Source organism: Paenibacillus plantarum, assembly GCF_013141695.1.
Taxonomy (GTDB): Bacteria; Bacillota; Bacilli; order Paenibacillales; family NBRC-103111; genus Paenibacillus_E; species Paenibacillus_E plantarum.
This window is the reverse complement of record NZ_WHNY01000026.1, coordinates 174,698-188,889: the sequence shown is the minus strand read 5'-3', so window position 1 is coordinate 188,889 and position 14,192 is coordinate 174,698. Positions and strand designations below refer to the sequence as shown.

The following is a 14,192-nucleotide window of genomic DNA, read 5'->3' as shown; positions in this document are numbered from 1 at the left end:
TACATACGAGACGACACCCCAAAGGAGAGAGCGCATGCCGATCAAAATCAATCTATGGAAGAAGCGCCAAAGTGTCATTTTTACATGGCTCATTTCGTATAGTGCTGTCTTTATTATTCCAATTCTTATGAGCTTAATTTTATATAGGGAATCCAGCGATACGTTGCGCGGGGAAATTCATCGAGCTAACGATACCATGCTCCAGCAAGTGAGAGAAACGATAGATACTCAGATTGAGATGATGCAGCGGCTCAGCATGGAGCTTACCTGGAATACACGCGTGCAGAGTTTGATTTATACGCGGATGTCCAGCAGTGATGAGCAGTATACGGCGTATCAAGTTGCCAAAGAGTTTCAAATGTATCAGACTTCCTATGCCTCTGTGGACCAATTTTATGTAACTTGGGAGGGGGAGAATACCGTTTTGCTGCCTGGGAGTTCCCGGGATTATCAAGCGGGCTTCGAAACCATTCATGAGACAGGAGTAATCAGCTATGCCGATTGGTTGAAGTTGGTGAAGCAGAATCGAAGCACGACTTTTACGATGCTGCCTCGCAAAGACAATATGTATTCAAAGCAAGCGTTGGCGCTTATTACGCGTCTACCTGCGGGGGCGATCAGCAGACCTACGGGCTCCGTGGTTGTAATGGCGGATGTGGAGCGATTCAATAAAGCGATTGCCAAGGTGCAATCGTTTAGCGGCGGGGACGTCTACCTACTGGATGAAGCGAACAAAGTGCTGCTGTCGAATACGAGTACGAGCCTCCCAGCTTCGATCTTGGATCAACTAGGGGCAAGGGAGAGCGGCGTTATTTATAACAAAACGAGTGACGAGCAATCGGAGATTTATTATCTTCATTCTGAAGTCTCTAAACTCACTTATATATCAGTTATTCCAAGCAAATTGTATTGGCAAAAAGCTGTTTATGTCCGCAATGTGATGTACATTAGTGTCGCGATTAGTCTCGTCGGGGCGGCCTTCTTAACGCTCTTCTTCATGCGTAGGAATTACTCGCCGATCCAACGATTAGTACAAGTGCTAGCCGGGGCAGAAGCAGCAAGGGGCAATGAAGCCAAACAAGAAGTGAATGAGCTCAGCTTCATTCATCGTGCCGTCTCCGATACGCTCAGTGAAAAAGAAGCGATACGGGTTCAGCTACAGCAACAGCATAATATGCTGCGTTCTAATATGCTCGCGCGTCTGCTCAAAGGGCGGCTTGATGGACCTATTCCGCTCCAAGAGGCACTAATTTCGCATCAAATTGAGTTGCATTCCGACCATTTTGCCGTATTATTATTTTTTATGGAAGCGCCTGAAGAAGTCAATATCAGCATTTCATCTATTGGGCCGCATGAGAAAAGTCGGTTGGCGCAGTTCATTTTAACGAATGTGGTGGAAGAATTGGTTGGCATGCGTGGACATCGCGGGTACGTAGCGGAAGTCGGCGATATGTTGGCATGCATTGTGAATTTCGCTGAAGACGACGAGGAAGGTCGAATGCAACAGCTCGTTTCGATTTCTGAAGAAGCGCAACAGTTTCTATTGGAGCGGTACCGGATGAAACTGACGTTATCGATCTCGAGAGTACAAGCGACGATTGCTGGTATTTCACAAGCTTATCAAGAGGCGCTAGATGCCATGGAATATAAGCTCATATTAGGCAAGCAGAAAATTATTGCCTATGATCAACTCCACAAGGAACCAATGACGGGCTATTACTACCCGTTGCAGATTGAACAGCGATTGATGAATTTTATTAAAATAGGCGATTTGGAGCGCGCAAGAGAAGTGCTAGACGAAGTTATTGAGCGCAATTACGGCAAATCGGTGACCTCCGTAACGCTGGTTCGTACACTGATGTTTAACTTGATTTCCACGATGATGAAAACAATCCATGAGCTTGGGGAAGTTGATGAAAGCTTCCTAGCCCAGCATCCGAATTGGATGGAGACGATGGCCAACAGCGATACGGTGAAGGAAATGGTTGAGCAGCTTAACTTGCTATTGGAAGATGTGTGTGAGTATACAGCAGCCAAACTGGACGTAAGCATTTTGAAAGGGCGTTCGGAATCGCTGCGGGAGTTGATTTTCAAAGTAAATGTCTATGTAGAAACACATTATCAGGATATGGATTTAAATATAGGGTTGCTAGGCGAGCAGTTTCAATTGAAAGCGAGTTACCTGTCCAAACTATATAAGGAACAAACGGGGGAGGGACTGCTCGATTATATTAACCGTGTCCGAATTGAGCAGGCCAAAGCACTCTTGGGCTTCACGGATCAAGCAATCGTGGAGATCGGTAAGCAGGTTGGTTTTAATGAAGCGGCGACGTTTATCCGGGTATTTAAAAAGTTCGAAGGCATTACGCCGGGCAAATTTCGTGAGCTGAGGGGGTAGACGGGTAGCCACGAAGTGGTTGCCCGTTTTCCGTATAAAATGACATGGAATTGGCGGTTTTGTGCATGTTGCAGCCTGTTTTAACAATGAAATTGGAACTTTTCGATATATCTTTTTGTGATCGCAAGCGGCAATATGAAGGCTGTAAGGACCGAGGCGTTACATAGACGCTGTCAAATGAAAAGGGAGGTAATCGTTATGAAAGTTAACAAAAAAATCGTAACATTGGCAACTTTGCTAGCCCTGTCAGGCTCCGTTATCGCTGGTTGTTCCAAGGAGACGGCAACCGAACAACCGAAGGATGGGGGAAGTGCCACACCTGCGACGACAACAGGTACATTCAGCTATCCGATGAAAGCGGATAAAACACTCACCTACTGGGCGGAGCTCAATGGAAACATCGGAAGCGTGAAACCAACGTTCCAGGAGGTACCTTTCTTTCAAGAGTGGCAGAAGCGGACAGGCGTTAATTTGAAATTCATTCAACCGCCTGCGAATCAAGCAAAAGAAGCGTTGAACGTGTTGCTGGCTTCAGGTGAGCTTCCGGATATGATCGAGTACGTGTGGAGCACTGGTTTTCCAGGTGGTCCAGAAAAGGCGATCAACGACGGCTATATCCTTAAACTAAATGATGCGATGGATAAGTATGCACCGAATTTAAAAAAATATTTGAAGGAGCATCCCGAAGTCGATAAGCAAATTAAGACAGACAGCGGCAGCTATTATGCCTTTCCGTTCATTCGCGGAGACGATCTGTTGAAGACATACCAAGGGCCAATTATTCGGAAAGACTGGTTGGATGAGCTGGGACTCCCAATGCCGCAAACGATGGACGATTGGTACAATTTACTCAAATTGTTTAAAGAGAAGAAAGGCGTTGCGGCTCCACTTACCTTCTTAGGTATGCCTACGGCACTGTTTGGCTTGGATGGCGGTGCATTCACTGGGGCTTTCGGGGTGATCAAGAATTTCTATCAGGAAGACGGGAAAATCAAATACGGTCCTATGGAGCCTGGGTATAAGCAATTCCTAGCAACGATGCAGAAGTGGTATGCAGAGGGATTAATTGACAAAAACATAGCCACAGTCGATACCAAGACGATGGACTCTAACATGACTTCAAGTAAAAGTGGGGCAACTGTATGGAATTCCGGTGCAGGCATCGGCAAATGGCAGCCAATCGTGAAGGAAAAAGAACCGAAAGCTCAGTTCGCTCCAGCGCCATATCCAGTTCTGAAAAGTGGTGACAAGCCAAAGTTCGGTCAAAAGGACTTTTCTTTTGTGACAACTGGCGGCGTTGCGATTACAGCCAACTCGAAGAATGTGGAAACAGCCGTACGTTTGCTTGATTATGCCTATGGCGAAGAAGGTCACAACTTCTTTAACTTCGGGATCGAAGGCGTTAGCTATAAAATGGAAAACGGCTATCCAACATACACGGATCTTGTCATGAAGAATCCGGATAAGCTGGCTCCTGCGCAAGCGTTGGCGATGTATGCACGCAGCGGGTATAACGGTCCTTTCGTGCAAGATAAACGATATATCGAGCAATATTTGACGATGCCGGAGCAAAAAGACGGGATCACGGTATGGTCGAAAACGGATGCAGACAAATACCTCCTTCCGCCAATTACGCCTACGCCGGATGAAAGTTCGGAATTCGCGACGATTATGAACGACGTGAAAACTTTAGTGGATGAAATGTCGTTGAAAATTATTTTGGGCTCAGAGCCGATCGATTCGTTCGACAAGTATGTGGATAAAATCAAATCGCTGAAGATCGAACGTGCTATCGGGATTCAGAAAGCGGCACTTGATCGTTACAACAAACGTTAATCCGTTGCATAAGGAGAGGCGATGACTTTCATCAAAATCAAAGCCTCTCCTCACTTATAAATAAAGGAGATCTGTGCATGAACCGGAACCTGCAGACTACTGCTGCCCCCGTTGCTCCGTCCCGTGCCGGTTCCTTACGTAGAACCGTTGCGAAAGATTTTATTACGAATAAATATTTGTATCTGATGATTTTACCCGTGCTTGCTTATTACGTCTTGTTTCACTATGCACCGATGTACGGAGCGATGATCGCCTTCAAAAATTACTCGCCGATGAAAGGCATTTTGGACAGTCCATGGGTGGGATTTGCCCATTTTGAGAGCTTTTTCAATAGCTATTACTTTTGGCGCATTTTTAAAAATACGATTCTCATAAGCTTGTACTCACTTTTGTTTGAATTTCCGATGCCGATTCTGCTCGCCCTGCTTCTGAATGAAGTGAAAAACAAAACTTTCAAAAAGACAGCACAGTCCATTACGTACATGCCTTATTTCATTTCGATGATCGTCATCTGCGGGATGATTAAGGACTTTACGAACAGTGGCGGCTTTATTAATACATTTTTCGTTTCGGTGATGGGTACGGATGGTCAGGCGATGCTGCAAAAGCCGGAACTATTCCGATCCCTCTATGTGATCTCGGATATTTGGCAACGTATCGGCTGGGAATCCATTATTTATATGGCTGCGCTCACGAGCATTGATCAGGAGCAGTACGAGGCAGCGCGTATCGATGGTGCGTCCCGCATGCAGCAGATACGGAACATTACCCTGCCGGGTATATTGCCAGTCATTGTCATTATGTTTATTCTGCGGTCCGGGAATTTGTTAAATGTTGGTTTTGAAAAGATTATTCTGTTATACAATCCTGTCGTGTACGAGACTTCAGATGTCATTTCTTCCTTTGTTTATCGTAAAGGCTTGCTCGAATTTAATTGGAGCTACAGCTCGGCTGTCGGATTGTTTAATTCTGTTTTGAATTTGTTGTTGCTTATAGCGGCGAACCGATTCAGTAAGAAAGTGACTGACAATAGTTTGTGGTAACTTGCCTGGCAGGTTGCTTCTTGGTTTGATTTTACGAAGAAAGGTAGTGCCCGGATGTCCATCCAATCGAAGTGGGAAGAGCGGATCTTTAATGCCGTCATCTATACTGTGCTGACCTTGTTAATGGCGGCCACGATTTACCCGCTGCTTCACGTGCTTTTCGCCTCTTTCAGCGATGCCGATCAAATTGTAGCCCATGAAGGGATATTATGGCGGCCACTTGGTTTTAACTTGGAGGCTTATAAACTCGTTTTTTCAAATTCGGCCATTATCGTTGGGTACGGAAATACATTGTTTATCGTTATTGTTGGCGTTGCCTTCAATCTACTTTTGACAGCGCTTGGCGCTTTCGTGCTTTCCCGCAAGAATGTGTTCTGGAGCAAATGGATCATGTTCGGCATTTTATTTACGATGTTCTTCAGTGGTGGCTTGATCCCGATGTATCTTATTGTCAAAGGTGTGGGTTTGCTGGACTCCCTGTGGTCCGTGATCATTCCTTTTGCTGTTAGTACATTCAATCTCATCATCATGCGGACGGCGTTCGCCTCCATTCCAGATGCCTTGGAAGAGTCGGCAAAGATTGACGGAGCGAATCATTTTGTCCTTTTATTCCGTATTATTATCCCACTGTCCTTGCCTACGATTGCTGTCATCGCTTTGTATTATGCAGTCGACAAATGGAACGGGTGGTTCTATGCTTCAATCTTTCTCAAGGACCGGGAGTTGTTTCCGCTGCAAATTATTTTGCGTGAAATCCTCATTTCCAATTCAACGGACAGCATGTCTTCTGGTACGGGTGGCGATATGTTTCAGATCGGGGAGACGATCAAGTACGCTACTATTGTTGTAGCGACCTTACCTATCCTTTGCGTGTATCCATTCCTACAGCGTTTCTTCATTAAGGGCGTTATGGTTGGGGCTGTGAAAGGGTAGTTGTTAAATCCATTGAAAAGGGGCGCTTGACGATGTGGGTAGAAGCGTTAACGCATGCTGTGGAGAAAACACGGCGAAATATACATAAATTCGAGAATCTCTTTCCTTGGACGGGACTTGATGGCGGCGATTATAAAAGGAGTGATCATCAGGACTGGACCGAGGGTTTCTGGTCTGGCATGCTTTGGCTCAGCTATGAAGCGACTGGAGATCAGACGTTCCGGGATGCTGCAGTACGTACAGTGCACAGCTTCCGTCATCGATTGGATAGGTTCAAGGTGTTGGATCACCATGATATTGGCTTTCTCTATTTGCCGTCAGCGGTGGCGTGGTGGATGCTGGAAGGTGAGGAAGAGGCTAAGGTGCTGGGGCTGGAAGCAGCGGATATACTCGTGAAAAGGTGGCGTCCAGCTGGAGGATACATTCAGGCTTGGGGACCTGCTGGCGATCCCAAGAATGGTGGCCGCATCATCATCGACTGCCTGCTGAACATTCCGCTTTTGTACTGGGCATATGAAAAGACCGGCAATAAGATGTACTTGGAAGTTGCGCTTGCCCATGCGGAGAAGAGCCGGCGATATCTTGTACGTGGCGATGATTCCTCGTACCATACGTTCTATTTTGACCAGGAGAATGGTGAGCCAGTTGGGGGCGGTACGCACCAGGGCTACAATGACGGCTCAACGTGGACGCGTGGACAAGCTTGGGGCATATACGGATTTATTCTTTCGTATACATATACGAAGAATCCGGTGTATCTGGATGTTTCCCGTCGTATGGCTAATTATTTCATCTCGCGTCTGCCAGCTGATCAAGTGACGTATTGGGACTTTGATGTACTGATTGAAGCGGGAACGCCAAGGGACAGCTCGGCTACAGCGATTGCATGCTGCGGAATGTTGGAGCTTGTGGACTGCTTGCCGGAAGGAGATCCTGATCGAGAGCGATTCGAAAGAGCGGTGTTTCGCTGCATGAAGTCACTGACGGAGAACTACTTGACTAGCGATGATCCAGAGGCAGAAGGGTTGCTGCGCCATGGTTCCTACCATGTACGAGGAGGCATGTCACCGGATGACTTCGTCATCTGGGGGGATTACTTCTACATGGAGGCGTTAATGCGGCTTGTTCGTGGGGTTCCGGGGTATTGGTATGAAAGGGAATAGGAAGTGAAAGTCCGCTGTCTCCTGATTGGGAGGCAGCGGACTTTGGTTATTTGCTTAGCTATCTTGCTGGATTGGAAACCAGCGCTTTCAAGGAATCCTGTTCCATTGTCGCATACCAACTGCTCGGAATGACATCCCGCTCCAACTCCAGCAGCTCTTCGATGATACGATCAGCATCTGCGATGGAATTGACCAACGGATCCGTCAACATAGCCCGTCTCAACTTTTCGCGACTGCCTTCGACAACGGCTTCCGCCGTCAGTTCATGCGCATCCAGGACGAGTTCCTGCAAGCCACGAAGTCCCCGAGGCATATCGCCAACTGGTAACGGTTTGATTCCGTCCATCGATACTTCACATAATAACTCTAAGAAGGCGTCGTCATTCATATTGGGCACAGCACCTTGATTGGTAGTGTTGATATAGAAGGGTTTGCCCAAACCTCCGACCATATTCTCGATAATATCCGTCGCGTGATCGGGGCCGAAGGTGTCCATGTACGTCTGAATCGGAATTCTTCCCTCGATGAAGTCGTCGACTTGTTTCCACATGGCATCATGGCGGATATAACGCGCTTCTGTTTCCCATATGGATAACGGAGGAATGGCATCCGGCGTACGACCGAGCCCTTGCCAGAAACGCAGATATTCCTTCGTATGTGGCGTGCATGTCGGCACATAGCCGTAAATGTCGTACAATTGATAGCTTATGGCATCATTGTCCTTCGCTTTCGCGCCAGTATCCCCACCAGCGGTTTCGGTCTCAGCGGATTGCTTCATAGAAGCTGCAATACGAGGCATGACATCGGCACCATCATAGTCCGCCTGGAGCATCCAAGTAAAATGATTGACGCCAGCAATGCGCAGATCGAAGCGACTGTCCATATCCGCTGTGTATTCACTTGGATCTGCCACAATGCCCGCGCGCCAAGCGTAGTTGATTTTCTTCCCTGGCATATGATGACCATCACATAAAGCGAAGCTCTTCAGTTTCGGTGCATAACGGCTCAAGGCAATCCCGTGAACGGCGGATGGGTTAATGTAATTGATGACCCAAGCATCAGGACATAATGCTTCGATATCTCGAGCACATTCCATAATGACAGGGAGCTCTCGCATGGCCCTGAAAATACCACCTGGTCCAATTGTATCGCCTGAGCACATGCGAATGCCGTATTTTTCCGAAATGGCACAGTCGATACCTCTATATTTGACCGTATCTTCAGCAAAGCTAAGGACGACGAAATCCGCACCAGGCAAAACGTCTCTACGGTCGGTAGAACCTTCAATCACTAATTCCACTTGATTCTCTGCAGCGACCATTTTAGCTAGAGTCACCATCTTATTCAATCGTTTCTCATCCGTATCGACCAAAGCAAGCGTGCCTTTGTTCAAGTATTGGCTATGCACCATTTGCCAGATGGACTGGCGACCGAAAAACAAACTTCCTGCTCCGATGACGACAACCTTGGGTTTCTGAATCTGCGTAGTAGACATGTTTATTTCCTCCATTTCAGGGTATGCCTTAATTATAAGAGATTAGCTCCGAGAGAAAATGCAGGATAGTTCCACATAGATGTCAAATAGTATGATTTATAACTTCTTGAATACTTAGGAAAACTATAGTCCTAGGGATTTCACGTCAAAAAGTAAGGGGGTGATCAGGCGATGAAGGGTACGGATTTATTTAATGATCTATCGGAGCATGTCTCTTTACGCATTACTTCTTATAATACGATCCTTCATAACGCAGGTTGGGTGGAGAGTAAATCCCATCATAATTATGATCTTTGGCTGATCCAAGAAGGGCAGGTCGAGATTCAGGCAGGGAAGACGATCCATACAGCGACGGCTGGCGATCTGGTGTTGTTTTACCCGGGAATCCCATACACGGCAATGAACGGTACACAAGCATGCCGCTTTATTTATCTTCATTTTGATTTTGGACTAGGGGAGCAGCAACGCATTCTAGAGTCCTTCCCTTTGAGCGGTGTCGTCGCTGGTTGTCTTATTGAAGAGGAAGCAGATGGTTTGCGGAAAATATTTCAAGAGAACCTGCAGGCAGTTGGCATGTCGGGCATGCGGTTGAAGGGCAGTTTGATGATTCTAATCGCCCGAATTCTGGAATGCTATGGTGCTGGAACCTACAAAGGGGGATTTTTGAACGATTCGGTTAGAAGTGAACATGCCGGAAATTTAGTGTTTTTGCAACCCACCATCCTTTATATTCAGGAGAACTTGCATCGCCCCATTCGTATTACGGAATTGGCTGAGGTGGCTGGGATGTCGGAGAAATATTTTATCCGGTATTTCAAACAAGCATTGGGTGTTACGCCGGGACAGTATATGATCCAACTAAGGATGAACCGAGCGAGAGACTTGGTCTACACGCAGCGTTATTCGATGCAGCAAGTCGCTGCACTCTTAGGATACCCTGATGCGTACTCCTTCTCCAAAGCATTCAAGAAACACTACAAAGTGCCGCCAAGCAAATTCGTGTAAGTCGTGTAACAGTAACTCGCCATTGGCGTTGTTGCTGTTTTTTTCTTTTCATTCAGCCGATTTTGAAGTCGAATAGGCTGATGTTAAACTATTTTTCACGTTAGACAGTTCGCTATACTGAAGAAGCATTGGATTCGAATATCCGTTCTGAACGTAATGAAGGAGGGGAGTGCACAGGGAGCGGAAGTTTGAAAACGATTACAAGGATCGAGGAGGTTTTGTAATGAAGAAGCGGGGAACACGAGTAATCGCTGGGTTGATGGCTATTTGGATGGCTTTATTTATGGGGGTATTCCCGCCAGATACGGCTTATGGGGATGAGCCTGAAATCGTGGAGAGCGGCATTCAAGCGGCTTATTATGTCTCGACGGATGGTGATGATGAGAATCCAGGAACAGAGGCGCTCCCATTCGCTACGTTGCAGAAAGCCCAGCAAGTTGTTCGCGAGGCCAATGATGAGATGACCGGGGATATCGTGGTCTATCTGCGCGGAGGGCGTTATACGCAATCGACAACTTGGCAATTGAATGAGAGTGATTCCGGTACGGAAGGAAATGCCGTTATTTATGCTGCTTACGGGAATGAGAAGCCTGTCATCGAAGGCGGCAGGGACATCACAGGGTGGACCCTATACGATGAGGAGCATGATATTTATGCTGCGTCCGCGGTGAATCTAGAAACTCGGCAGCTGTATATCAATGGCATCCGAGCTACCCGGGCTAGAATGGAGGGTGGATTAACGAATCCAGTCAAGAATTCAACGGGGTATGTGAGTGACGACCTTTGGCTTGCAGATTTGCAGCGACCTAGTGATGTGGAAGCGGTGTTCAAAGGGGCATGGACCTCTCCTCGGGTGAGGGTTCAGTCGATTTCGGCGCAATCAGGGAAGGTGGCAATCACGTTAAACTCCGCTTTGTGGACATCGGTGATGAACCGTTCGCATTTGGAGCAGTGGTACCTAGAGAATGCCTATGAATTTCTCGACGAAGCAGGAGAATGGTACCTAGACGATCAATCCGAGACGATTTACTACAAACCTAGACCAGGAGAGAACATGGAAAGCGCGGTTGTAACAGCGCCAGTACTGGAGAATTTGGTCACGATTACTGGCGGAAGCGTTTCTACACCGGCGCATGATATCCGATTTGAGGGGATCGGCTTTGCTTATTCGACCTGGATGCAGCCCACCGATGAGGGAGGTTGGATTGACGAGCAGAATAATTACAAGGTCGGAACGCTAGAGCTGCCGAAAGCAGCCATTACGGTGCAATATGCACAGAATATGGCGTTCGAACGCAGCGAATTCTCACGCATGGGTGGAACAGGTGTGAATTTGCTAGCTGGGGTTCAGAACTACCTGATTCAAGGCAGCCGATTTTATGATATTTCTGGTTCGGCCATCAATGCTGGACAGACTTCAAAGAAAACGGCCTCTGTTTACAATCCTTCGGATGAGCGGGAAATTCTGAAGAACAATGATATTCTAAACAACTACATTCATGACATTGGTGTTGAATATAAAGGTTCGACGGCGGTTACGGTAGCCTTCCCGATGGATATCGATATCTCACATAACGAAATTTTCAATGTTCCTTACTCGGGAATCAGCTTCTTCGGGAGCGTGTACGCCCCGGTGACGACAACGGTGAATGCCAAGGTGCAAGATAACTTTATTCATCATCTCATGGGTGAGGGAATCTTTGACGGCGGTGCGATCTATGCGTTTGGCGTGACAGGCGGCACTACCTTGAATCCCAATGTCATCTCTGGTAACTATATCAAGAATCAGATGAACCGATATTCCACTATTTATATGGACCAATCCTCTGATTTTTGGAAAATAGAAAACAATGTTGTCGATCTTCGAGCTACGCCGATCTGGGACGATATTTATGACACGAACTGGGCGTTTACGAATGTGAACACGCATGACATTGTGCTTGATAACAATTACAGTACGACGAGTGCTTTCTGGAATAAAAGTTCCAGCGACACGAATGTCAAAATGAATGATCACATCTATCCCAATGGCAATTGGCCAATAGAAGCGCAAGCCATTATCGCGAATGCGGGACTTCAGCCAGCCTATCAGGATATTGCAGAGGGAACTATTGAGATTCTGAATGTGCCGGATGCTTTAAACTTAGCTTCAGAGGATACAGTGACGCTTCCACTTCAAGCGGAAACAGGGCACGGGACGGCTATTAATCTTGCATCTGCACAAACGTATTATGTGAGTAAAGATCCATCGATCGCAACTGTGGATGCAAGCGGAACGGTTACTGCGGTGGATTCTGGTCATACCGAGATCGTCATGTATGTGTATTTGAATAATAGTCTGGTTCGGAAAATGATTGATGTGTACGTGGACGACGAACTGGACGATATTGACGTATATTATGCGCTCGAAAATGTGAAGCATGTCGTACCAGAGAGTATGACTTTCGCTCCTGGCAGCACAAGACAATTGGTGGCCCGCGGAATTACAAGAGAAGGCCAAATTCTTGGTGGAACAGACATGACGATTGCCAGCAGCAATCCCTCTGTCGCAACGGTTGTTTACGGACTGCTGACAACGCTTGCGCCTGGCACAGCAGATATAACGTTCACGAGTTCACTTAACGGTATCTCTGTCAGCAAAGAAGTTGAAATCCATGTTGTGGATTTCAGTGATGCGAATAGTCTGGATGTTCCTGCTTATTCCCTCAACGGTGCGATTCGGGATCCACGGAACTGGTATTCCAAATTGACCAGCGGCACGATTACCCCAAGTGAAGGCATGCTAGACATTAATACACCAGGAAGCGGATATGCCATCTATGAAGATCGGACATTCGGAGATGAATTGCTGTCGATGAATTTGAAGATTAACGCGACTGGCGGGTGGCCATCCATCGTGCTTCGCAGTCAGAAAGTTGAGAAGGACTTTGCAGCTACCGACAACAGCTTGTACATGATCTGTTTCAAACCGAACATCATTGAATTGCATCGCTTCTCGGGAGGTGTTCGAACGGTTTTCTTTGGCGAGATCGCTGGGTTCGACAGTCTCGGAGCAGCCTCTTATCCGAATACGGCGATGCCATTCCATGAGACGCATTTCGTGCAAGCTGGCGCGGTTACTGAAAGTAATGGCGTAAGAATTATTTTGAATGTGGACGGAGTGAACGTCTTTACTTATCTGGACACAAGTCCTGATCGGATAACGGAAGATGGCTACTTCGGTCTGTATGCGCGATCCGGCAGTATGACACTCAGTGAAACAGATTTGGGTTTAGCGGGTGAGGATGTGGTGCCGATTCCAGAAGATCCGTCTGCTTCACTAAAAGGAGTCGGCAAAGCGATTACGAATTCGAACATTACGCTTACCGGGGCAGTTGTGCCTAACAGCACACTGAACCTGACGGTTGCAGAAATTACTTACGATCCCAATATTTTTGAGTTTAAAGCCATTTCTTCCCTGCATGACGGGATATCGGTAAGTGTGACAGGAGCGGTATATGGGTCTGTTCAGCTTACTTTTACTGGTACAGGGACGTCATTAAGCGGGTATAATGCGATCGATTTGTTCGCAGCGACTTTCAAAGCGAAGACAGTGACATCGTCCTCGGATATTCTGCTATCCCGTATTTCACTGACAGATAGTCATGAAACCGAGGTGGAGACATATCCAGTTGAGAAACAGATTGTTGTTTCGGCTCCAGTGACGGGTGGTATTTATGAGAGCTTTGATACCTACACCACAGGGAACATTAGTGGAGCATCAGGTTACGTCGTATCGCCGACGAATTTAGGATATTTTACGATTCAGAATGCACCTACGGACGCAGATAAGAGTATGCATCTCTACAAGACCTCTACGACCGATACGGCTTCAAGCACGACGACCAAAATTTACAGCACAGCTGGAATCGCGGGGAAAGTCAAGGCATCCTATCAGGTCATGAAGGAGAGCGGCGTGACCAATCCGCAAAGTTTCGTGAATTTCCGCGATAAGAGCGGCAAAGTGATTGCGACTGTCATTATCGACTCCACACTGCGGGTGAAGTTGGATCAGGACTACACACTCGTAAGTACGGCGTATTTGCAGGAGAACATGTGGTACCAAGTGACATTGGAGCTTGATTTCGATGCACATACGGCTAGCGTTAAGGTCCAGGAAATGGCAGGTGCAGGGCGTACGTGGACATCAGGTGTGCAGTCCATGCAGAATGTACTGGCTACTAACATCTCCAGAGTGGAATACGTGCTGTGGAGTACCCGTACAGGTGCTTATTATTATAATAATCTGGCGATTGAGCCGAGCGGGAGCTGAATCCGGA

8 protein-coding genes are annotated in these 14,192 nt (G+C 47.0%); 7 read left to right on the top strand and 1 reads right to left on the bottom strand.

Annotated elements, in window-relative coordinates:
* The first annotated feature begins 34 nt into the window (after positions 1-34).
* The 5 genes from GC096_RS07755 (at position 35) to GC096_RS07735 (ending at position 7,373) form a co-directional block, all read left to right on the top strand.
* On the top strand, positions 35-2,398 hold the full coding sequence (locus GC096_RS07755) for a helix-turn-helix domain-containing protein (protein ID WP_171629657.1): 2,364 nt from the start codon (positions 35-37) through the stop codon (positions 2,396-2,398).
* A 198-nt stretch (positions 2,399-2,596) separates the two neighbouring features.
* Positions 2,597-4,234 carry a type 2 periplasmic-binding domain-containing protein gene (locus GC096_RS07750; protein ID WP_171629656.1) on the top strand — a complete coding sequence of 546 codons (1,638 nt, stop codon included), beginning with the start codon at positions 2,597-2,599 and terminating at the stop codon, positions 4,232-4,234.
* A 77-nt stretch (positions 4,235-4,311) separates the two neighbouring features.
* Positions 4,312-5,277, top strand: a complete 966-nt coding sequence (locus GC096_RS07745; protein WP_171629655.1) for an ABC transporter permease — start codon at positions 4,312-4,314, stop codon at positions 5,275-5,277.
* A 54-nt stretch (positions 5,278-5,331) separates the two neighbouring features.
* A complete protein-coding gene (locus GC096_RS07740; protein WP_171629654.1) occupies positions 5,332-6,210 on the top strand; it encodes a carbohydrate ABC transporter permease in 879 nt (292 codons plus the stop codon).
* Between the two features lie 32 nt (positions 6,211-6,242).
* Complete coding sequence (locus tag GC096_RS07735; RefSeq protein ID WP_171629653.1) at positions 6,243-7,373, top strand: glycoside hydrolase family 88 protein; 1,131 nt, start codon at positions 6,243-6,245, stop codon at positions 7,371-7,373.
* A 58-nt stretch (positions 7,374-7,431) separates the two neighbouring features.
* Here the strand turns inward: GC096_RS07735 and GC096_RS07730 are convergent, their stop codons facing one another.
* Positions 7,432-8,868, bottom strand: coding sequence for a family 4 glycosyl hydrolase (locus tag GC096_RS07730; RefSeq protein WP_171629652.1), 1,437 nt, complete (start codon positions 8,866-8,868; stop codon positions 7,432-7,434).
* Positions 8,869-9,039: 171 nt separating this feature from the next.
* Between GC096_RS07730 and GC096_RS07725 the strand changes: the two genes are divergently transcribed.
* Positions 9,040-9,873 carry an AraC family transcriptional regulator gene (locus tag GC096_RS07725; RefSeq protein WP_171629651.1) on the top strand — a complete coding sequence of 278 codons (834 nt, stop codon included), beginning with the start codon at positions 9,040-9,042 and terminating at the stop codon, positions 9,871-9,873.
* Positions 9,874-10,096: 223 nt separating this feature from the next.
* The gene (locus tag GC096_RS07720) at positions 10,097-14,185 is read left to right on the top strand and encodes an Ig-like domain-containing protein (protein WP_171629650.1); all 4,089 of its coding nucleotides are present in this window, start codon (positions 10,097-10,099) and stop codon (positions 14,183-14,185) included.
* The last annotated feature ends 7 nt before the right edge of the window (positions 14,186-14,192 follow it).